We start from the raw sequence: 21,909 nt of genomic DNA on the forward strand, positions 1-21,909 counted from the left end.
GGCACTGAGAAAATGGCGTCTTCAGCAATCGAAAAAATAGTCGGGATCACCGCAAAGCCCATTGCAATACCAACCACTAAGGCATTGCGCTGATCGAAAGAAACCCCAATATCGTTGGTTAACCACGTACGCATATCTCCGCCAAAAAAGGCACGTTCTATCGGCGCACTGAGCTCTACACATCCCAACACTACCGCCAGCACCACAGGAACAAGCAGCAGCGGATGCCAACCGTCTGGAATCCGGCGACGGAAGGATGACGGCAGTTGTGACCACGACCAGGCAAACACTAAAATACCGATAGGTAGAAAAACAAATAGCGAAAATATCGCCGGTAAATTTTTCTCAATAAACGGTGCAAGCCACAAACCTGCTAGAAAGCCCAAGATAACAGTCGGCAGGGCTTCCATTAATTCGATTAAGGGCTTGGTCTTACGGCGCAGCGCCGGCGCCATAAAGTAGGCTGTATAAATAGCACCACAGATTGCCAGTGGTGCGGCAATCAGCATCGCATAGAATGCGGCTTTTAGGGTGCCGAAGGCCAAGGGTGCAAAACTATATTTTGGTTCAAAATCATTATTGGATGCTGACGACTGCCAAACGTAGTCCGGCTCGGAATAGCTCTCATACCAAACTTTGCTCCACAAGGCAGTCCACGACAATTCAGGGTGTTCATTGTGCAAGGCAAAGCTTGCAAGTTCGCCTTCACTATTTTCCACTAAAATTTTGTCGGCACGCGGCGAAATTGCCATCGCGCGAATTGCTCCAACATCGAGATTCTCGCTCAATAATCGCCGATGCGAGGTGGTGTAAAACAAATCGAGCTTGCCTTGGTCGTCGACGCTGACAAAGCCTTTGCGGCGATGCTCAGTCACCAAGGCGGCACTGCCACCGTCGGGAATATCGAACTGTCGAACCGGCTGCAGTTTATAGCCAGACTCGCGTTCCTTATCTCTTACAACAAACCACTGGCCCACCGAGCCATGGTCGCTAGCAACCAATAAAGAAATACCACCTAATAAAAATCGCGCCTGACTCAGTTTGCCGTTATCAAAAAGATAGCCTCGATCCGTAATCGTCTGCTCTGGCAGATCGATTAAGCGAAAACCACCGTCAGCGGCCAATACATAAAGCCATTGCTGGCCAGGACCAATTAGCACCCGGCTGGGGATAATATCCAAAACAGGTAGTGACACATCTTGTTCACTTAAGGTGACTTCCTCGCTGAGAAAGTCTTCTTCTTTAACCCAACGGCGCCCCAATAATTGGCCATCCGTAACACCAATTATCATTAAAGCGTCATCGTTATCGCTGATGGCAACCTCCTCAAGCGGGCGCCCTTCAGACAATAGAAAGGCCTTATCACCATAAGGGAAACGCAGAATAGGAGTAATAAGACGCTCACCGCCTGGGTAACTTGTTCGGTAGTCATGCTTGGCAATGAGCACTTTGCCGTCGCTCAAACCCAGTGCAAAAATACGACTATCTTCTGACTCCAGTGCAAAACTGAGGATATCCGCCCCTTTCAAGGGCAACTTGGTTTCAGACAGTAAGTTACCATCGCTTAAGCGAAAAAATTCTGCGTCACCGTTACGCCCAAGCCGAAAACTAATTTCGGCTTGCTCTTCCATCGCAAGATACAAGGCAGAGGCGGTGCTATTGGTCTGGAACTGGGTTTCTGACTGAATCGATGCAGGCTGAAACAAGGGCATGATTTCGTAAAGAAGATAGAAAAAGATGAGCAATATTGCGAGCAATACACCGACACCGCCGGCAGTGATGGTTGCGGTAGCTATACCGTCCTTCAGTTGGCGCCACTTGCGGTAGGCGGAAGCGGTAGCTCGTACCTCAGATTGACTCATTTTTTCTAGCTCTCGGGAAACTCACAAACACAATATGGCCATTCTTTCTCATTTTAATGACAGCTGTCACATTCAAAATACGACATCTACACTGGCGGCACCTTAATTACCAACGCAGTTAAGCTATAGCGCGAGCTTAGCCCTAACTTTCTCAGCAACACTGGCTGGCAGGGGAATGTAGCCATCTTTAACAACAACTTCCTGTCCCTGCTTAGATAGCACAAGCTTTACAAATTCACGCTCTAACGGTGCTAGTGGCTGGTTGGGCACTTTGTTCACGTAGACATACAAGAAACGTGACAGCGGATACCTACCCGCCGTCGCATTATCTGCATTAGCTTCTACAAAACCGCTTTTATTATCCTTTGCGAGCGGAATAGCACGTACGCTGGAGGTCTTGTAACCGATGCCAGAATAACCAATACCATTAATTGATGTGGACACAGATTGCACCACAGATGCCGACCCCGGCTGTTCATTCACGCCATTCTTAAAATCACCTTTGCACAGTGCTTTTTCTTTAAAGTACCCGTAAGTACCAGACACCGAGTTACGACCAAACATTTGAATATCGCGCGCTGTCCATGCATCGCGCATTCCCAAACCACCCCAAGTTTCTACGTTATCGGCGTGACCACATTTATGGGTACTAGAAAACACCGCATCCACCTGCGCCATTGTCATTCCGCTAATAGGATTATCTTTATGTACAAAAATAGCCAAGGCATCGATCGCAACCGGTATAGCTGTTGGCTTGTAACCGTATCTAATTTCAAAGGACTCAATTTCCTTGTCTTTCATTTTACGGCTCATCGGCCCGATATTTGAGGTAGCTTCGGTCAAAGCTGGCGGCGCCGTTGACGAACCCGCGGCTTGAATTTGAACATTGACGTTGGGATAAAAGCGCTTGAAATCCTCGCCCCATAAAGTCATCAGGTTTGCCAGCGTATCAGAACCTGCACTAGACAAATTACCTGACACCCCCGAGGCGGCAACATAATCTGGCAGCGCGGCATCAACTTCTGTTAACGCCACTGCAGTCATCGACGTTAACACCACAACGCTGACGGCCAAATATTGTTTAATGTTCACAAACCCACTCCCAAACTAAACAATTACTTCCACGCCGCCACTCTATAGCCCAATTATGACAAGTTTGTGACGATTAAAAGGCAAAAATACACTTTTATTACAAGGAGACTGGCACCGCAGCCGACCTAGGGAAAACACAGCTAAATACACTACCTTTATCTGGTACGCTGCGAATACGTAATTCGGCGCGATGCCTAATTAATACGTGTTTAACAATCGCTAAACCAAGCCCCGTGCCGCCGGTATCTATAGAGCGGCTTTGATCAACACGATAAAAGCGCTCAGTAAGGCGCGGAATATATTGTGGCTCTATACCTATACCAGTGTCTTTCACTTCAAAATAGGCGTGGTCATCATCCTTATACCAACGCAGAGTGATCGTATCGTTTTCCGAGGTATAGCGGGCAGCGTTGACTGCCAAGTTTGAAAACGCACTACGTAATTCGTTAGCATTGCCACTGATTCCAATAGTGTCGTCACACTCAATAACAACTCGACGAGTGCCTTTTGCAGCTAACTCGCACTCCTCTTTAATCATTCCCATTAAAGAGCGGAGTCGAATAACCGTATCGTCACCCGCCTTCGGCAACGCCTCTAGACGCGACAGCAGTAAAAGATCCTGAATCAGCATATGCATGCGCCGAGACTGCTGCAACATCTGGCTTACCGCGCGATCCCAACGCGGGTTGTCGCCACCGTGGTCAGAAAAAGTTTCAAGATAACCGTTTATCACTGTAAGCGGAGTACGCAGTTCGTGGGAAACATTCGCAACAAAATCTTTGCGCATCTGTTCTAACCGCTGGGTTCTTGTCACATCACGGGCAAATAGCAAGCGGTTGCGCTGACCAAAGAAGCTCAAGCTAACGCTAATACTCAAATTACCATTCACCGGCGACGACATTTCTAAAGGCGCTTGATAGTGCTCACCCTCAAAATACCGTAAAAACTCCGGGCTTCTAATCAGATTAATCAGTTGGCGGCCAGTATCATCAGACTTCCGCAAGCCCAGCAGGTCATGGGCAGAATCATTGCACCACTCGATATTACCCAACGAGTCTAGCATCACGACGGCATCTGACATTGAAGCAAATGACGAGTGAAGGTAGTCAATCATCGACTGTAATTTTGCGGTGTTCTGCGTAGCGTCACGCTGCATATCATAAATAACATCAAGAACCTGCCCCCACATACCCATTGCCTCCGGAGGCTCTTTGTCTGCACCGTTGTAGAGCCAGTCTGACAGGTGCTGCAGATTCCTTAACAACCATGCACACGCCAGTAGCGCCGTGACAAATAACGGCCAAATTCCCAAACCATAGATTTCGCATACCCCAGCCACCGCCGTAATAGGTAGACTGATGCGCAATAATTCTGTTTTCCAGTTGTAGTAGCGCATTAATTATTTTCGCTAGGCGCGGACACCGGTGGTAGAAAAGCGGTAACCCGTGCCTCTCACTGTTTGGATCAACAAACCGCAATCGCGCCCATCTGTTTGCAAGGCTTTGCGAAGGCGACGGATGTGCACATCGACGGTACGCTCTTCAACGTAAACGTTGCTCCCCCAAACTTGATCGAGTAATTGCCCGCGGCTATAGGCACGCTCTTGGTGGGTCATAAAAAATTTCAATAATCTGAACTCTGTTGGCCCCATTTCCAACGGCTGAGTGTCGACAAAGACGCGGTGGCTGCTAGGATCCAATTTTAAGCCGCCGACTTCTATCGTCTCTTCCTCTTCACGGCTGGTCGAACGTCGCAATATTGCCTTAATTCTTGCCATCAGCTCCCGCGAGGAAAACGGTTTGGTGATGTAATCATCGGCACCAACATCTAAACCTTGTACCCGATTGTCTTCGTCATCTTTAGCGGTGAGCATAATGACTAATTGATCGCGGGTGAGCTGATCTCTGCGCAAACGGCGCAACAACTCCAAACCACTAGTAACAGGCATCATCCAATCTAGTAGCACTAGATCTGGGCGCTGATCAACGATAATACCGTGCGCATCCTGGGCATTACTTGCCTCCAGGCACTCATAGCCGGCTAGTTCAAGCCCAACACGGATCATTTCCCGAATTGCAGCCTCGTCGTCGACAATCAGTATGGTGGTTGCTGTCATCCGTCTACCCTTTTTTAAAAATATTTGTAAGCAGCATTAAAACGGCATTTAGTGACAATTTTATGACAAACAGCTTTTCTGTGGATTAATCAAACACGACGGTCTTATTACCGAGCACAAGCACACGGTCTTCCAGATGGTTTCTCAGGGCCCGTGCCAACACCGATTTCTCTACGTCTTTGCCCAGTCTAACTAGGTCGTCTTTGCTGTGCCTATGTGACACTCTTATGACATCCTGTTCAATAATCGGGCCTTCATCAAGCTGCTCCGTCACGTAATGACAGGTTGCACCGATGAGCTTCACACCTCGATCAAAAGCCTTCTGATAGGGATTTGCGCCAATGAATGACGGTAAAAAACTGTGATGGATGTTGATCATTCGACCAGTGTACTCACGGCAAAATTCAGGCTGAATGATTTGCATATAGCGCGCTAGTACAACGCAATCAGCCTTATACTCGCCGGTCAGCGCCATGATGCGAGCATGTCCGGGGGCTTTATTATCGGCATCTATGGCTACGTATTCGAAAGGAATGCCATGCCACTCCACCATGCTCCGCAGGTTTTCATGATTAGATATCACACAGGGAATATCGCAATCCAACTCTCCACTGTGCCAGCGGTGTAATATATCGGCAATACAATGAGAGGCATGACTGGCCAAGATCACCACTTTGCGCTTCACCGAAGAATCCACTAATTCCCATTGCATGCCATATTCTGCAGCGATTGGTGCGAAGGCTAAACGACAGGCGTCCACCCCCATACGCAGCGAATCGGCGCGAATCTCGTTACGCATAAAAAACCAGTTATTTTCCGCGTCCGCGTGGTAGTTTGCCTCGGTTAACCAACCATCTTGATCAGCGACAAACTGACTAACTCGTGCAACGATCCCAACCCGGTCTGGGCAGCTAATTACCAAACGATAAGTGTGATCCATGAAACCTGTCTAGTCCTTCTCGTCAAACATAAAAAAACGTTAAGTCGCTGTTATGCCTTGTTCAAAATACCACGCAAAGCCTGCGGTAAATCGGCGGGCAACACCACGGTTTTAGCATTCGTAGAGGTTGATAATTTCACCAGTGCATCCGCGTATTTTTCACCCAAAAGATACAGAACAGGCAAGTCTTTATCACCAACGGCCTCCGAGACCAGGGTTATCGCCGCGCTACTTGCTTTTGCCAATACCACTTGCGCTTGAGCATCGCGACGAGAGGCTTCTAAACGACCATCTGCCTCCAGAATTGCAGCTTGCTTTTCACCCTCGGCTTTAGTCACTGCCGCGCGACGCTGGCGCTCTGCAGCGGCCTGCTCTTCCATTGCAGACTGCATTGTCATGGACGGATTGATATCCTGAATTTCCACGGTTTTAAGGGTGATACCCCAGTCGGCAATATCATCAGAAATTGCCGCTTTTAATTTGGCCTTGATTTGGTCCCTAGATGACAGCGCCGAATCCAATGCCATTTCACCGATAATAGACCGCAAGGCTGTTTGAACCAAATTCTGAATAGCAAAAATATAGTCTTCTACGCCGTAGACCGCCTTCTCAGGGGACACAATATTGATATAAGCCACCGCGTTCGCGATGATGACCGCATTGTCTTCAGTGATCACTTCCTGCGAGGGGATATCAAGCACAATATCTTTGGTGGTGAGTTTGTAAGCGACGGTATCAACATAGGGAATAATAAAATTCAAACCCGGATTTAACGTCACATGGTATTTACCCAAGCGCTGCACAATATGTTTATAACCCTGCGGCACGGTGCACACACCTTTTGCCAAGGTCACCATCGTGAGTATTGCCAACGCCACTACAACTATCAAGCCTTCCATCGCCTATCTCCCCAAATGAAGTATTTTTTCAAACTGATTCTTTTAATGACTGCCCGCGACCACTAGCGAGTTTCACTATAAGCGAGTTACCAGACACATCTTCAACTGCCACCCGGTCACCGACTGAAATTGGATCGCGACAGATGAATTCCCACTCGTCGCTACCCAACATCGGAATAGAAAATCGCAGTGTACCGTGACCAAATTCTGAACCCAGCTTAATCACCATGGCCTCTTGGCCTACGACCTGCTCACGGGACATTCCAGCCAAGCTTTTATTTTTCATTTTCGGATGCACAAATTTGAACCAGATGGCCAAATCAATCACCGACATCACCACCCAAACAAGCAATTGAACACTGAATGGCATATCGATAGCCGCCATTATCAGCCCCACTGCGATAGCGCTGGCGCCAAACCAAATCATCACGAAACTGGGAACAAAAATCTCACTAGCCACCAGTAACATACCAAAAACCATCCAATGCCAGTACGCAATATTGGTATTTAACCACTCCATTTTGTGCCCCTTTGCAAAACGCCCATTAACATGACATCTATTTACCAACCATTTCTTAAATTATTCAAGCACTTACTTCGCGATTTTATATTTTCGTAGAAGACCATTGAAGCCAGCAGGAAGTCACATTATCACGTATAATGCCCACCCATTCAGAATTCTGTGTCAGCACCATGTCATCAGTTATGCAAACTCCAAAAGTCATATTTAGCCACCGCCCCTATTGGGCCGAATGTTTCGGCACCGCTAATTACCTGCCAACCTCTCGGAAAGAGATGGATGCCCTCGGCTGGGATAGTTGCGACATTATTATTGTGACCGGTGATGCCTATGTCGACCACCCCAGTTTCGGCATGGCGGTTATTGGCCGCGTGCTGGAGGCGCAGGGCTTCCGAGTCGGGATTATTTCCCAGCCAGACTGGCAGTCGGCGGAGCCGTTCAAACAACTCGGTGAGCCCAATCTATTTTTCGGCGTTGCGTCTGGCAATATGGACTCGATGATTAACCGCTACACAGCGGATCGGCGCCTGCGCCATGACGATGCCTATTCGCCAGATAACGAAGGTGGTAAAAGACCTGATCGTGCCGTTATCGTCTATTCCCAACGCTGCCGCGAAGCTTATAAAGACACCCCTATTGTTATCGGCTCCATTGAAGCCAGCCTTCGCCGCATAGCACATTACGATTATTGGAGTGATAAAGTACGGCGCTCAGTCCTCCTCGATTCCCGTGCAGACTTGCTGCTATACGGCAATGCTGAACGCGCCATTATCGACGTTGCCCACCGTCTTGGTCGCGGTGACACCATTGACTCTATTACCGACTTGCGCGGCACAGCGTATGTGATCGGCAATATCCCCGGCGGCTGGACGGTCATCGATTCAGCAAGCGTGGATCAGCTAGGTAAAATTGACTCCATCACCAGCCCCTACGTAGATACTAGTGCGACCGAAAGTTGTAAAAAGAATGAAGAAGAGCCCAAGGTTACCGAAGAGGTTCAAACGGTTCGTATTATAGACCCGTTACAAGCGCGCAAAATCGGTACCGACACGGCAAAGACCGTCATCCGTTTACCAGACTATGAGCTTGTTAAAAAAGATCCGGTAAACTATGCGCACGCCGCCCGAGTTCTTCATCTCGAAACTAATCCGGGCAACGCCCGCGCGCTCGTTCAGCGACACGGTGACCAAGAGGTATGGCTCAACCCACCACCTATTCCACTTACCACCGAAGAGCTAGACTGGGTATTTGAATTACCCTACCAGCGCAAGCCGCACCCCGTTTACGGCAAGGCGAAAATCCCTGCCTATGACATGATTCGATTTTCAGTCAATATTATGCGTGGCTGCTTTGGCGGATGTAGCTTCTGTTCAATTACCGAACATGAGGGCCGCATCATTCAAAGCCGCTCACACGAATCGATTGTTAAAGAAGTTGAAAAGATCCGCGATAAAACCCCAGAATTTACTGGCGTTATTTCCGACCTCGGTGGCCCAACGGCTAATATGTGGCGCTTAAATTGTAAAAGCACCGAAATTGAACAACGTTGCCGCAGACTATCTTGCGTCTATCCGGGTATTTGTAAAAGCCTGAACACCGATCAAACACCTTTGATTGATTTATATCGGGATGTGCGCTCTTTAGAGGGCGTCAAAAAAGTGCTAATTGCTTCAGGCCTGCGCTATGACCTAGCCATAGAAACCCCTGAGTACGTAAAAGAGTTAGTGACTCATCACGTAGGTGGCTACCTAAAAATAGCACCAGAACACTCTGAAGAAGGCCCGCTTTCAAAAATGATGAAGCCGGGTATGGGCAGCTACAACACTTTTAAAGCGATGTTCGATAAATATTCGAAACAAGCGGGGAAGGAGCAGTATTTAATTCCATACTTTATTGCAGCCCACCCAGGGACTACCGATAAAGATATGCTTAACCTCGCCATGTGGCTTAAAGGCAACGGTTTCAGGGCCGATCAAGTACAAGCGTTTTATCCCTCGCCAATGGCAAATGCCACCGCCATGTATTACTCCGGCAAAAATCCCCTTAAAAAGGTGTCTCGCAGCAGCGAAGATGTAGTTAGCGCGAAAGGCCTAAAACAGCGCCGTTTGCACAAGGCTTACCTGCGCTATCACGATCCTGAGGGATGGCCTTCGCTTAGAGAGTCACTACTTAGCATGGGTCGCAAAGACCTTATCGGCTACGGTAAAAAGCACTTGGTGCCACCGCGTCAACCAATGAACTGGACGCCGAAAAAAGCTAAGGGACGAAGAATCATGACCCAGCACACCGGCTTACCCCCGCGCACGACAAAATAAAAAAAATCTTTTTTATAAGTGCAGAAGTCTTTCTTTTGTACTTTTGGAGATGTATATAATAACCTTGCTGGCTTGGAATGCAGCTTGGTTTGATGTTTATAGCACTGCGACGTCTATTTTAGCACCTTGTTCTATTTCATAAGTCCCTGCCTATCTCAGCTCAAGCACCAAACAGGCAACTAGTAGGCGAGGAATACACGGCGCCCAGAAGCACCGGAAAAGTAAAATAGTTTAACGAAACTAAAGGCTTTGGCTTTATTGAACAAGACTCCTGCCCAGACGTTTTTGTTCACTTTAGCGCCATTGGCGGTTCAGGCATTAAAACTCCGGCCGAAAGCCAAGCCGTTGAGTTTGAAGTAACTACAGGCCCAAAAGCTCCTCAAGCAAGTGATATGACAATACCTTGACGTAGCCGCGGCGGCCTTCAGCCGCCGCTTTGTTTTTACTTCCCTCAAAGCCCTTATAAACGCCTTTAGGCTAAACACTCCTATCAATAGCCGATTCGCAGCTCAGACTACTGTTTATGCTCGATATACCAGCAATGATGAATAGGTTTCCCGCCCCGCGAAAAATCTTCATCGAGAGACCAGCGCGTTTTATCTTCAATTTTATAGTTCTGGTCCACCGTATCATCTAGGCTAAAGTCACGTTTGTTGGTAGAAAATATTAGCAGGCCATCGGGCGCCAAGCAGCGCATGGCGTCGTCAATTAATTCGCTGTGATCGCGTTGGGCATCCAATACATCGTCCATTCGTTTTGAATTCGAAAATGTGGGCGGGTCTAATAGAATCAGGTCATATTGGTCTTCACACGATTTCAACCATCTCCGACAGTCCGCATGCTCAGTTCTATGCCTATCCTCACTAAGGCCGTTTAATGACAGATTACGCCTTGCCCACTGCAGATAGGTCTTCGACATATCCACCGACGTGGTAAAACGTGCGCCGCCAACCCCAGCCTGCACAGACGCCACGCCGGTATAACTAAACAAATTTAAAAACCGTTTACCCTTTGCGCGAGCCGCAATATCTAAGCGCACTGGTCGGTGATCGAGAAATAAGCCGGTATCGAGATAATCAAAGAGATTGACCAAGACCTTGGCCTGACCTTCTTTTAACTCCATAAAAGAGTTGCGCGGCGACTGCCGCTGATACTGATCTTTGCCACGCTGACGTCTGCGCTCTTTGATGGCGATATTACCAGCAGATACTGAAAACACCTGACTCACTGCCTCAATGACTTCTCGCAACCTACGCTCTGCATCTTCTTCTGAAATAGTCACCGGCGCCATATATTCAGCTATATGAACAGCGCTGCCATAGCAATCCACTGCAACGGAGTACTCCGGCATGTCGGCGTCGTAGACGCGATAACATTCAATATCGTTCTTGTTTCTCCACTTACTCAGGCGCTTCATATTCTTGCGAAGGCGGTTGGCAAACATCTGCCCACCAGCCGTTAGTTGCACATCAGAAACCGCACTTTTATCCTGCTGTTTAGACGCCTGATCACGCTCTATTACCACTGCATCTGCATTGATGTTAAACAACAATAATTTTGCCGGAATGGTGCCATTGAGCAATTGGTATTGCTTATAACTTCTCACCCCCATGCGCTTGCCAAGATCGGGGTTGCCAGTAAAGATGGCCGCCTGCCAGCCCATGAAATGCGCTGTCATCGCCTGACCAAGGTGACGGTATAGATGCAATAACTCTGCCTGCTCACCCAAGCGCTCACCGTAAGGTGGATTGGTAATTAATAAGCCCTCAGGCAATGTTCTATGGGTCGGCATAGTAAGTTGCGCCAGCTCACGCCGCGACACTTTCACAAAGCGCCCCAAGCCGGCATTGTCAATATTCTCCTCGGCTTGGGCAACCACTTTACCGTTGGCATCATAACCGCGAATTTCAGGCCAATCACGGGCCGTAGAGTTAGCGCGCAAAGCCTGCGCCTCCTCTAAAAGCTGGTCCCAGGCATTTTGGTCGTGACCAAGCCAGCCTAAAAAGCCCCAGCGACTGCGGAGTAAACCAGGAGCAATCTGCATGGCCATCATAGCGGCCTCAATAAGCAAAGTTCCCGAGCCACACATGGGGTCAATAAGACCGCCGCCGCGACTTGCCATTCCAGGCCAATCTGCTCGCAGCAATAATGCCGCCGCCAAGTTTTCTTTCAGGGGTGCCATTGCACCACTGGTTCGATAGGCCCGGCGATGTAGACTTTCGCCTGACAAATCAACTGCAATGGTGATGTAGCCTTTACGAAGCCGAACATTGATCCGCACATCGGGGTTGTCTTTATCGATGCTGGGGCGCTGCTCACCCTTGGCCAGAAAATAATCAACTATTGCGTCTTTGCTTTTTAGCGCACCAAAGTGGGTATTGCGAATATCATCAGACTGGCCATTAAAATCAATGGTGATTTTGCTTGTCGCCGAGAAGTGCTCGCTCCACTCTATGGCTTTTACACCGTCATAGATTGCGTCCGCATTCTCGCCGCGATACTCGGTGAGCACGAGCAGAACTCGATTCGCCAAACGTGACCACAGGCAAACTCGATAAGCAGTGGCAACATCTGTCACAAAGCTGATCGAGCCCACCGTCTCGCGTCCAACCTCTGCACCAAGCGCGGCAATTTCTGAAGCCAAGAGTTGCTCTAAGCCCTTAGGGCAGGTGGCAATAAAAGGGTGCTTTTGACTCATAAATTCTCTACCGGGTACTAGTGATGAAAAATTTCAATATAGTTAACAACAAGTTAAATTCTTATACTGCTTACATCTAAAGCCCGCAAAGCTTATAAGTAATAGGTCTTCGACGAAGAGTATGAAAGTTTGCTTACATAAGAATCCTATCGCGGCACAATGCATCGCGATGGTGACAGAAAACCGATTGTTGCGCGAATAAGAGATACCGTAGTGACATGCTGACCTAAATACGTGGAGGCTAACGCCCTATGAGAAGACAGAAACGCGATATGACAGAAAGAGCATTTCAACGTGGCTACCAAGCCGGCATATCCGGCAGGCAAAAAGACAACTGTCCCCATAGTCAGGAGCAACTTAAACAGGAGTGGATGACAGGCTGGCGAGAAGGCCGCACCGATCATTGGGATGGTATCGATACGGCAACCGCTCTTGAGAAGCAGGCGATACACTAAGCAAGTAGTCGAGCATTAACACTACAACAAAAGGCCCTGAGGGCCTTTTCTTCGTTCTGGGCCAACAAGCCACCTCCGCTCACCTGTTTACCGAGTTCTACGACCTCGACCACCTGCGGGCGCATCAGAGACTGGCATTGGCAATCCTGCCATGCCATATACGTCGCCAATGTCTTTGTCATCAAGCTCTATCCACTGCCCCACTTTGACTTTTGACGGGATGAAAACCGTTCCGTAACGTACCCGCTTCAATCGGTTAACTTGGAGTTCCTGCGATTCCCACAGGCGCCGTACCTCGCGGTTGCGGCCTTCCATGATCACCACATAATACCAATGGTTAATGCCTTCGCCGCCGCCATCAACCACGTCGGTAAAACGCGCCAAACCATCTTCCAATTGCACACCTTCTTTTAACCGTTTTATCACATCCTCATTGGCATTACCCATTACGCGGCATAAATATTCACGCTCAATGGTGGTTGAGGGATGCATCAATTTATTTGCCAAATCACCATCGGTTGTGAACAACAACAAACCGGTGGTATTAAAATCTAAGCGTCCTACTGAAATCCAGCGTTCACCTTGCAAGCGCGGTAAACGGTCAAATACCGAACGTCGACCCTCAGGGTCTTTACGACTACATATTTCGCCTTCCGGTTTGTTGTATAGCAAAATACGCGGCTTGGCAGCACCCGCATCTAGGCGTAGAGGCTTGCCGTCAACTTGAATTCTAACCCCGCCAGTGACCCGGTCACCCAGCGTAGCTGCCCTGCCATCGACAAGAACACGCCCTTCGCTAATGACCTTTTCCATTTCTCTACGTGAACCCAAACCTGCACGAGCCAGCACTTTTTGTAACTTTTCATCAGTTTGTATCATTAAAAATTGGTCTCGGGTGGGTATTCTTTATCGTAAACTTCATCGTCAATTACGTCGCTATCAGCGTCGCTCGCTCTTTGAGCTTCAGAATCTGTTTCCGTTTTGATTTCTAAATCTGATTGATCAGTTTGGCTGCCCGCGTCTTCCGCAGTGAACTCACCTGTGTCTAACTCCAACTCGCCGTTAAGATTATCCAGATCAGTAATTTCAGCTAAGCTTGGCAGCTCATCCAAATTACGCAAATTGAAGTAATCTAAAAATTTCCGGGTTGTTGCATACATTGCCGGCCGCCCTGGCACGTCTTTGTGGCCGACAACACGCACCCATTCGCGCTCTAACATTGTTTTAATAATGTGCGAACTCACTGCAACGCCCCGAATATCTTCAATATCACCGCGAGTAATCGGTTGACGATAGGCAATAAGGGCAATAGTTTCTAGCATGGCGCGAGAATAGCGCTGAGGCTTTTCTTCCCATAATCGACCAACCCAAGGAGCCAGGTCTTCACAGACCTGCAAGCGGTAACCGCTGGCGACAACTTTGAGTTCAAAACCGCGGCCTTCGTAGTCTTGCCCTATGGTGTTGAGCGTATCCTGAATATCACCAGTCGTTGGACGCTCTTCAGCGCTAAATAACTCTGCTATGTGCTGCAGCGATAAGGGCCGTCCCACGGCCATCAGCGCAGCTTCGATAATTCGTTTTAATTGCTGTAAATCCGGAGTCATATAACTTTCGCTTTTACGTGAATTGGCGCGAAGGCCTCTGATTGGACAATTTCTACCAAAGACTCTTTAATCAATTCCATTATTGCGAGGAAGGTAACAACAACGCCTAAGCGCCCTTCCTCAGCTTTAAATAGGGTCACAAAAGGCACAAAGCTATCCGATCGCAATATCGCCAAAACCTGTGACATACGTTCACGTGTAGATAGTTTTTCACGCTGTATTTGATGACTTTCAAATAAGTCAGCCCGGCGCAGCACTTCACCTAGCACTAGTAGTAGCTCTTTTAAGTCTACATCAGGCTCGGGCCGCAGTTTGGTCAATGGCGGTGGTTCAATAACCACAGCGTAATTATCCCGGCCCATCCGCGGTAACTGATCGATATTTTCTGCGGCTTGTTTAAAGCGCTCGTATTCCTGTAGGCGACGAATTAACTGCGCGCGAGGATCTTCTTCATCGTCGAGCACGTCTGCGGAGCGTGGCAGCAACATCCGAGACTTTATTTCCGCCAACATGGCAGCCATAAGAAGATACTCTGATGCCAATTCAAACTGCATCGCACTCATCATGTTCACATATTGCATGTACTGCTCAGTGATCTGTGCGACGTTGATTTCGAGAATATCTAGGTTCTGGCGCTTAATAAGATATAAAAGCAGATCGAGGGGCCCTTCAAACGCCTCTAAAAATACTTCCAGAGCCTCTGGTGGGATGTACAAATCTTTAGGGATTTCGGTAAGGGGTTTACCCTGCACAACCGCAAACGGCATTTCGCCCTGCTGTGGTTGCAGACGAATGGCTTTAAGGCTAACAATCTCAATGGCTTGTAGCGCAGCTACCGGCACTGGCTCTAAACGACCCGCCATTATATCAGGCGAGGCCACACCCGGCTCAGCGTTCGGCGCTGTCCCAGGCTGTTCTGCAATGGGCTTTTCTGAAGGTTTATCTTGCACTGTTACTGAGATCTCACGATATCATCTACCAAGGGCGGGATTATACGTTGATCTTGGCGCCGGTCACAGCGAATCCTCAAATTGACTCACATCGCCCAAACCACGACGAATAATAACGGCAACATCGTCGACTAAATCCACAATGGATGTCGCCTCACTGCCGCAATATCCCCCATCAATCACAAGATCGATCAAATTACCGATGCTATCGCGAATGTCATAGGGGTCAGTCATCGGCAAGTCTTCACCGGGAAGAATCAAACTCACACTCATCAAGGGCTCGCCGAGCTCGGCCATGAGGTCCAAACAAATCTGATTTGCAGGCACCCGCAAGCCTACACTTTTCCGCTTTGGGTGGTGGAGGCGCTTGGGGACTTCTGGCGTGGCGCGCAAAATAAAAGTGTAGGGACCAGGGATATGCGCCTTCAACAGGCGAAACGCGCTGTTATCTACCTTGGCGTAGGTACCAAGCTCAGACAAATCGCTGCACATTAAAGTGAAATTATGTTTTTCATCAAGTCTACGTATCGTTCTAATACGCTCAAGCGCTGACTTGTCGCCTAAACGACAGCCCAGCGCGTACGCTGAGTCCGTTGGAAAGACCACCACGCCGCCGGCACGAATAATATCTGCTGCCTGCTTAATTAGTCGGACCTGCGGGTTTTCTGGATGTATTTGAAAAAATTGGCTCACTGCGTCTTCCCTAATAACTATACAAGTGGTTCTGTGCGCTGCCAACGCGCCCAAACTGGCTTACACGGCGCAACAATATTTGAGTTACAGCCAAGTTCAAGCCAGCTAGTAGCTTGGTGAAAGTCACTGCCTGCCGATGCCTCGAATTCATAATCCATACACAGCTGCCGAAGGTAGTTCAAATCACTCGGTGACGGACGACCATTGCAGACCTCCAGCCCCTCGCCGCCAGCCTCTTTAAAATCTGCCAGCATGCGTCGCAACTTTGAATTCGTTAGTTTGTAATGCAGCGGATGCGCCAACACCGCAACGCCACCTGCGGAGGTTATCCACGATACGACGGCGTCCAGTGACGGCCACATTGCCTTAACGTCGCCAACCTTGCCGGCGCCTAGATACTTATCAAAGGCCGCGGCCATGGTGTCAACATACCCCGCCTCAACCATAAAACGGGCAAAATCCGGGCGGCCTATCGCGCGCCCTTCAGCAAGCGCCGAGGCGCCGTCATAAGCGCCATCAAAGCCCAACTTCGCCAGTTTACTACCAATTATTTTCGCCCGCTCGCCGCGCGCCGCGCGCTGATCTGCTAGCTCTGATTTTAACTCGCTACTACTAACATCGATCCCCAGGCCAAGCACATGAATATTAACGCCTGACCAGATGCAAGATAATTCAATACCGGCGATGAGCTGCATGTCACCCGCCACCGCGTCACTGATCGATTGATAGCCATCGATGGTGTCGTGATCAGTCACCGCAAGCATTTTCACTCCGCATTCATGCGCCCGTAAAATCAACTCTTCTGGGCTTAATCTGCCATCGGAGGCAGTGGTATGGGTATGTAAATCGACAATCACGCCAAATCTCCTGTTACGGTCCGCCTACAACAATTTGAGCAGACTCTAGGCTAGTGGTAAAAAATTAAAATGGGTATAGTGGGCGGATTACGTCATCCACCCTTTACCGACAGGAAAACCAATGCCGGAGCAGGCAAATACACCTCGAGCTACGCCCCAACGACACAGTGTTGTCGTCAACCTATTGTTCAACATAATTATTCCAACCCTGATACTCACTAAACTTAGTGGCGAAGCCTATCTAGGGCCCCGCTATAGTATCGTGATTGCCCTCGCCTTCCCATTGGGTTTCGGTATTTATGATTTTGTAAAAACTCGTCGCGCCAATGCTTTTGCTATTCTTGGCTTCATCAGCGTCTTATTAACGGGTGGCATCAGCCTGCTAGAACTAGACGCGGAATATATCGCCATCAAAGAGGCCAGCATACCCGCTATTATTGGCCTTGCGACTTTGGTGTCACTCTACACCCCCTACCCACTGATCAAAACCTTTCTATTTAATGATGAAGTTATATACACCGAGAAGATAAGCGCTGCACTCAAGGAACACAACAACAGCTCCATGTTCGACAACGCACTTCGCAACGCGACCTATTTGGTCGCGTTTTCATTTTTTTTGTCGGCAACGCTCAACTATATATTGGCCAAGGTGCTGTTAGTCAGCCCACCGGGTAGCGCAGAGTACAGCGCAGAGTTAGGCAAAATGACGGGGCTAAGCTTTCCTGTGATTGCCCTACCTTGCACCTTAGTCATGCTCGGTGCGCTGTTCTATTTGGTCAAGCGAATTGAAAAATTGACCGAACTCAGCTTTGACGACATTTTCAGAATACGTTAGGAACCCCTATGTTATACGCAGTAATCAGTGAAGACGTTGCCGACAGTCTTAGTAAGCGCATGGGCGCTCGTGCCGCGCATATTGCTCGACTTGAAGAACTGAAACGTCAAGGCCGCTTGGTACTTGCAGGTCCACACCCAGCTATAGACAGTGAAGATCCGAGTGAAGCCGGCTTTACCGGCAGTTTGATTGTTGCCGAATTTGCCTCACTAAAAGAGGCCCAGCAATGGGCTGACATCGACCCCTATATTGACGCCGGGGTATACGCCAAAGTGACGGTTAAGCCCTTTAAAAAAGTACTGCCGTAACACAGTGAAAATTGAACTACTCTAGCAAGTGCTTTATCCTTGAACGTTAAATATTTAGCCCAGCTTATTAACGTGGAAAATCCAGTGAAGAAATCAATTATATTCGGCTTATCCGCTATTTTGTTTAGTCTGGCCAGTGCATCCATCGCAGAAACCCGTTACATCAGCGACAAAATTCACGTACCGCTTCGCGTGGGTGACGGCTCGAAGTACCGTATTATTCACCGCGGCCTCCCCAGCGGCGAAAAGCTCGAACTGATAAGCAGCAACGAAGACAGCGGTTATTCGAAGGTCCGCACCGACAAGGATGTTGAGGGTTGGCTTCCCAGTCATTATTTACAGTCATCGCCCGCCGCCCGCAGCCAGCTAGAAGCCAGCAACAAACAAATTGGCGAGCTGACGACTGCCACTAAAGATTTACGCGAACAACTGCAAAACACCACCCAAAACAGCCAGGAAACCAATAGCGTCGTTGAGGAACTTCAGCTAGAAAACACCTCGCTGGCTGATGAGTTAGACAATATTAAACGCATTTCAGCCAATAGCATTAAATTAGACGATGACAACCGGCGCCTGCTTGAGTCAAATCAAATGCTTAGCAGCGAAGTAGACGTACTGAAAACCGATAACGCCCGCCTTCGCGAAAACAAAGACAATGAATTCTTCTTAAACGGGGCATTTGCGGTACTTATCGGCGTAATGGTCGCCCTTATTGTGCCTCGCATGATGCCTAAACGACGCTCCGACTGGAATTGATAATGCGATTATTATCCGCACTAACGTTTATCGTATGCAGCCTATTTTCGATGTCGGCTTTCAGTGAAGAAAAGACTGCAAACCCTGTCGTTGTTCTGCAAACGACCAAGGGCGATATCACTATTGAGCTCTACATTGATAAATCGCCCATCACTGTTAATAATTTTTTAGGCTATGTAAAAAGCGGGTTTTATGATGGCACCATATTCCATCGTGTAATTCCCCGCTTTGCGGTTCAAGGCGGCGGGTTTACGGCAGACCTCATAGAAAAGCCCAATGGCGAGAGCATTGCTAACGAATCAAAGTCCAACAGACTTATCAATGATCGCTGGACCGTGGCCATGGCTAGAACCGACGATCCGAACAGCGCCCGCTCTCAGTTCTTTATAAACATGCGCATGAACCTTAATTTAGATGCACGCGCGGGTCGCGATGGCTACGCCGTGTTTGGTGAGGTGATTGACGGCCACAACGTCGTCCGCGACATTGCAATCAGTAAGACCCACTCTGCCGGCGGTATGAGAGACGTTCCCGTGGAAGCGATTGTAATTATTGGTGCAACACTTAAGTAAGCGAAAATATTGCGCCATGGCGCGAGGGGTTATTTTGACAGCGCTAAGTATCAATCTAAATAAAATTGCCTTAATTCGTAATTCTCGAGATACCGAATACCCAAGCGTTGCGCTGCATGCGGCGCGATGCATTGCTGCCGGCGCTAACGGCATCACCGTACACCCGAGGCCAGACCAGCGGCATATTCGCGCAGACGACTGCTACGAGCTCGCCGGCATGCTTAATGTCGAGTTTAATATTGAAGGCAATCCTTTTGCGCCGGCAACAAAAAGTGATCGCAATGGGGTAAGCGACTATCCGGGGTTTATGGAAATTGTCCGCCTTACTAAACCCGCACAATGCACACTAGTGCCCGACACTGATAGCCAACTTACCTCAGACCACGGTTTTGATCTGCGTAAAGACGGCGATCGCATTGCGCCAATCATCGCAGAACTACAGGGGCTAGGGGTTAGAGTTAGCTTATTTATGGACCCCGATCCAGCCCAAATACACCTAGCCAAATCCGTCGGCGCTGACCGAATAGAGCTCTACACAGGGCCCTATGCATCAAACTTTGGCACACCGGAGCAAGAAACTGCGCTAACCCAGTTTATTAGCGCCAGCGAAACTGCCGCCGAACTCGGCCTAGGCCTTAACGCCGGACACGACTTAAATCTGCATAATTTATTTTTGTTCAGGAATAGTGTCCGCAACTTACTTGAGGTATCTATCGGTCACGCATTTATCGTAGACGCCATTGAAATGGGCCTAGAGAACTCCATCAAAGCCTACCTAAAATGCCTGCGCTAAGGCACTCCTGATGACTACAGCTCTTAACTAAATCCGCTCAGCGTGGGACTAAGATCAACGCTGACTGCAATGAAAATCTCAGCTACTGATTGTCGCTAGCAGACGTAGCTCTGCCGACATGAAGCCAATATTAGCCACTAAGCAATATTATTTAATTAATAAACTGGACTATGATTGGCGCATTTACCAGAATTTTAGATCTAAAACGCCTAGAAAAATAAACTAACGCCGCTGATCAATGGCAATTTCGCAAAGAATGACGTGATAAGAGTAGGCTTCAATTCAGAACAAAAAATTCCGAATAAACTACTTATTTAGAAAGGCATCAAAAAATGGGGTGGCCGACGGGGCTTGAACCCGCGACAACAGGAATCACAATCCTGGACTCTACCAACTGAGCTACGGCCACCATTGAGCAATACTGTCCTGTAAGTGGTGCGCCCGACAGGATTCGAACCTGTGACCCACGGCTTAGAAGGCCGTTGCTCTATCCAACTGAGCTACGGGCGCAAAACCGTCCGAACGTCAGGTTACGAAAATGGTCGGGGTAGAGAGATTCGAACTCCCGACATCCTGCTCCCAAAGCAGGCGCGCTACCAGGCTGCGCTATACCCCGTTTTTCGTTTCCCTTATGCCCCGTTACAGGAGCTGCGCATGATACGCAGACCTTTTTATCTCGTCAACGGTTTTAGATAAAATTATTAGATTGATTTGTTGGCCAGTGCTTTATACCCATGCGACAATAACACTCTAATTTAAATCACCTTTTTTTGCGAGAAATACCTGCATGACGGCTTTGATTCTAGACGGCAAAACACTGGCGGCAAGCTGGGAAGAACAACTGGCAAGCCGCGTCACGGCTTTAAAAAATCGCTCAAATGGCCGCGCACCCATTCTAGCCACCATCTTGGTCGGTGACGACCCCGCCTCAGCCACCTACGTCAAAATGAAGGGCAACGCCTGTCGACGCGTAGGCATGGATTCAATGGCGGTAGAGATGCCGGGGTCCACTACCACAGAACAATTGCTAGCAAAAATAGCCGAATTAAATATCGATCCCAATGTTCACGGTATTTTATTGCAACACCCGGTTCCAGCGCAGGTAGATGAACGTGCATGCTTCGACGCCATTGCCCTGCACAAAGATGTAGACGGCGTCACCTGCCTTGGTTTCGGTCGCATGGCCATGGGTGAGGATGCTTACGGCTGCGCAACCCCCAAAGGTATTATGCGCATCCTCGAACACTACAAAATCGCCATAGAAGGCAAACACGCTGTCGTTGTTGGCCGCAGCGCCATTCTTGGCAAGCCCATGGCCATGATGCTACTTGAGGCCAACGCAACCGTCACTATCTGCCATTCACGCACCGCCAACCTGCCAGAGCTTATTAAACAAGCAGACATCTTAGTAGGCGCGGTTGGTAAACCCGAGTTTATCAAAGCAGACTGGATCAAAGATGGCGCCGTAGTAGTCGACGCTGGCTACCATCCAGGCGGTGTTGGCGATATTGAACTCGCCCCGCTCATTGACCGCGTCAGCGCCTATACTCCTGTACCCGGCGGCGTAGGCCCAATGACCATTAATACTCTTATCTTCCAAAGCGTCGATTCTAGCGAAAAAGCCATTGGCTAACACGGATAAGT

21 protein-coding genes, 3 tRNA genes and 1 pseudogene are annotated in these 21,909 nt (G+C 48.8%); 9 read left to right on the plus strand and 16 right to left on the minus strand.

Translation table 11 applies throughout. The features are described 5' to 3' along the window. The 7 genes from ACI955_RS14540 to ACI955_RS14570 form a co-directional block, all read right to left on the minus strand. On the minus strand, positions 1-1,862 hold a 1,862-nt coding region (locus tag ACI955_RS14540; protein WP_415244468.1), incomplete at its 3' end, for a phosphate ABC transporter permease. Between the two features lie 123 nt (positions 1,863-1,985). Continuing rightward, positions 1,986-2,954: a PstS family phosphate ABC transporter substrate-binding protein gene (locus tag ACI955_RS14545; protein ID WP_415244469.1), complete on the minus strand. Its 969-nt coding sequence runs from the start codon at positions 2,952-2,954 to the stop codon at positions 1,986-1,988. A gap of 97 nt (positions 2,955-3,051) precedes the next feature. After that, entirely contained in the window at positions 3,052-4,350 is a 1,299-nt protein-coding gene (phoR, locus tag ACI955_RS14550) for a phosphate regulon sensor histidine kinase PhoR (protein ID WP_415244470.1), read from the minus strand. Positions 4,351-4,362: 12 nt separating this feature from the next. Beyond that, a complete protein-coding gene (gene phoB / locus ACI955_RS14555; protein ID WP_415244471.1) occupies positions 4,363-5,070 on the minus strand; it encodes a phosphate regulon transcriptional regulator PhoB in 708 nt (235 codons plus the stop codon). Positions 5,071-5,155: 85 nt separating this feature from the next. After that, positions 5,156-6,010: a formyltetrahydrofolate deformylase gene (purU, locus tag ACI955_RS14560; protein WP_415244472.1), complete on the minus strand. Its 855-nt coding sequence runs from the start codon at positions 6,008-6,010 to the stop codon at positions 5,156-5,158. Positions 6,011-6,060: 50 nt separating this feature from the next. Continuing rightward, complete coding sequence (locus ACI955_RS14565; RefSeq protein ID WP_415244473.1) at positions 6,061-6,909, minus strand: SPFH domain-containing protein; 849 nt, start codon at positions 6,907-6,909, stop codon at positions 6,061-6,063. Between the two features lie 28 nt (positions 6,910-6,937). After that, complete coding sequence (locus ACI955_RS14570) at positions 6,938-7,429, minus strand: NfeD family protein (protein ID WP_415244474.1); 492 nt, start codon at positions 7,427-7,429, stop codon at positions 6,938-6,940. A 173-nt stretch (positions 7,430-7,602) separates the two neighbouring features. On the opposite strand from ACI955_RS14570, the gene ACI955_RS14575 reads away from it, so the two are divergent. Both ACI955_RS14575 and ACI955_RS14580 read left to right on the plus strand, forming a co-directional pair. Then, positions 7,603-9,744 carry a YgiQ family radical SAM protein gene (locus tag ACI955_RS14575; RefSeq protein WP_415244475.1) on the plus strand — a complete coding sequence of 714 codons (2,142 nt, stop codon included), beginning with the start codon at positions 7,603-7,605 and terminating at the stop codon, positions 9,742-9,744. A 230-nt stretch (positions 9,745-9,974) separates the two neighbouring features. Next, positions 9,975-10,151 (plus strand): annotated as a pseudogene (locus ACI955_RS14580) (cold-shock protein); the annotation flags it as partial. Between the two features lie 107 nt (positions 10,152-10,258). On the opposite strand, the gene rlmKL reads toward ACI955_RS14580, so the two are convergent. Beyond that, on the minus strand, positions 10,259-12,442 hold the full coding sequence (gene rlmKL / locus ACI955_RS14585) for a bifunctional 23S rRNA (guanine(2069)-N(7))-methyltransferase RlmK/23S rRNA (guanine(2445)-N(2))-methyltransferase RlmL (protein WP_415244476.1): 2,184 nt from the start codon (positions 12,440-12,442) through the stop codon (positions 10,259-10,261). 251 nt (positions 12,443-12,693) lie between these two features. On the opposite strand from rlmKL, the gene rmf reads away from it, so the two are divergent. Further along, positions 12,694-12,897, plus strand: a complete 204-nt coding sequence (gene rmf / locus ACI955_RS14590) for a ribosome modulation factor (RefSeq protein WP_415244477.1) — start codon at positions 12,694-12,696, stop codon at positions 12,895-12,897. An 87-nt stretch (positions 12,898-12,984) separates the two neighbouring features. Here the strand turns inward: rmf and rluB are convergent, their stop codons facing one another. The 5 genes from rluB to ACI955_RS14615 form a co-directional block, all read right to left on the minus strand. Continuing rightward, the gene (gene rluB, locus ACI955_RS14595; RefSeq protein WP_415244478.1) at positions 12,985-13,776 is read right to left on the minus strand and encodes a 23S rRNA pseudouridine(2605) synthase RluB; all 792 of its coding nucleotides are present in this window, start codon (positions 13,774-13,776) and stop codon (positions 12,985-12,987) included. Then, entirely contained in the window at positions 13,776-14,501 is a 726-nt protein-coding gene (scpB, locus tag ACI955_RS14600) for an SMC-Scp complex subunit ScpB (RefSeq protein ID WP_415244479.1), read from the minus strand. The genes rluB and scpB overlap by 1 nt, the downstream gene beginning before the upstream one ends. Next, positions 14,498-15,364, minus strand: coding sequence for a segregation and condensation protein A (locus ACI955_RS14605; protein ID WP_415244517.1), 867 nt, complete (start codon positions 15,362-15,364; stop codon positions 14,498-14,500). The genes scpB and ACI955_RS14605 overlap by 4 nt, the downstream gene beginning before the upstream one ends. A gap of 150 nt (positions 15,365-15,514) precedes the next feature. Beyond that, complete coding sequence (locus tag ACI955_RS14610; protein WP_415244480.1) at positions 15,515-16,144, minus strand: L-threonylcarbamoyladenylate synthase; 630 nt, start codon at positions 16,142-16,144, stop codon at positions 15,515-15,517. A gap of 17 nt (positions 16,145-16,161) precedes the next feature. After that, entirely contained in the window at positions 16,162-17,001 is an 840-nt protein-coding gene (locus tag ACI955_RS14615) for a PHP domain-containing protein (protein WP_415244481.1), read from the minus strand. A 121-nt stretch (positions 17,002-17,122) separates the two neighbouring features. Here ACI955_RS14615 and ACI955_RS14620 point away from each other — a divergent pair, with 121 nt between their 5' ends. The 5 genes from ACI955_RS14620 (at position 17,123) to ACI955_RS14640 (ending at position 20,265) form a co-directional block, all read left to right on the plus strand. Continuing rightward, positions 17,123-17,836: a VC0807 family protein gene (locus ACI955_RS14620; protein WP_415244482.1), complete on the plus strand. Its 714-nt coding sequence runs from the start codon at positions 17,123-17,125 to the stop codon at positions 17,834-17,836. 8 nt (positions 17,837-17,844) lie between these two features. Beyond that, the gene (locus ACI955_RS14625) at positions 17,845-18,144 is read left to right on the plus strand and encodes a YciI family protein (protein ID WP_415244483.1); all 300 of its coding nucleotides are present in this window, start codon (positions 17,845-17,847) and stop codon (positions 18,142-18,144) included. Between the two features lie 84 nt (positions 18,145-18,228). Beyond that, positions 18,229-18,900 carry a TIGR04211 family SH3 domain-containing protein gene (locus ACI955_RS14630; RefSeq protein ID WP_415244484.1) on the plus strand — a complete coding sequence of 224 codons (672 nt, stop codon included), beginning with the start codon at positions 18,229-18,231 and terminating at the stop codon, positions 18,898-18,900. Between the two features lie 2 nt (positions 18,901-18,902). Continuing rightward, a complete protein-coding gene (locus tag ACI955_RS14635; protein WP_415244485.1) occupies positions 18,903-19,472 on the plus strand; it encodes a peptidylprolyl isomerase in 570 nt (189 codons plus the stop codon). A gap of 34 nt (positions 19,473-19,506) precedes the next feature. Further along, positions 19,507-20,265, plus strand: coding sequence for a pyridoxine 5'-phosphate synthase (locus ACI955_RS14640; RefSeq protein ID WP_415244486.1), 759 nt, complete (start codon positions 19,507-19,509; stop codon positions 20,263-20,265). A 333-nt stretch (positions 20,266-20,598) separates the two neighbouring features. Here ACI955_RS14640 and ACI955_RS14645 read toward each other — a convergent pair. From ACI955_RS14645 to ACI955_RS14655, 3 genes are all read right to left on the minus strand, one after another. Next, positions 20,599-20,674, minus strand: a tRNA-His gene (locus tag ACI955_RS14645). Between the two features lie 24 nt (positions 20,675-20,698). Beyond that, positions 20,699-20,775: transfer RNA gene (locus ACI955_RS14650), tRNA-Arg, on the minus strand. Positions 20,776-20,804: 29 nt separating this feature from the next. After that, positions 20,805-20,881: transfer RNA gene (locus ACI955_RS14655), tRNA-Pro, on the minus strand. A gap of 171 nt (positions 20,882-21,052) precedes the next feature. On the opposite strand from ACI955_RS14655, the gene folD reads away from it, so the two are divergent. After that, on the plus strand, positions 21,053-21,898 hold the full coding sequence (folD, locus tag ACI955_RS14660; protein ID WP_415244487.1) for a bifunctional methylenetetrahydrofolate dehydrogenase/methenyltetrahydrofolate cyclohydrolase FolD: 846 nt from the start codon (positions 21,053-21,055) through the stop codon (positions 21,896-21,898). Positions 21,899-21,909 lie beyond the last annotated feature (11 nt).

Source organism: Zhongshania sp. (assembly GCF_047636175.1).
Classification (GTDB): domain Bacteria; phylum Pseudomonadota; class Gammaproteobacteria; order Pseudomonadales; family Spongiibacteraceae; genus Spongiibacter.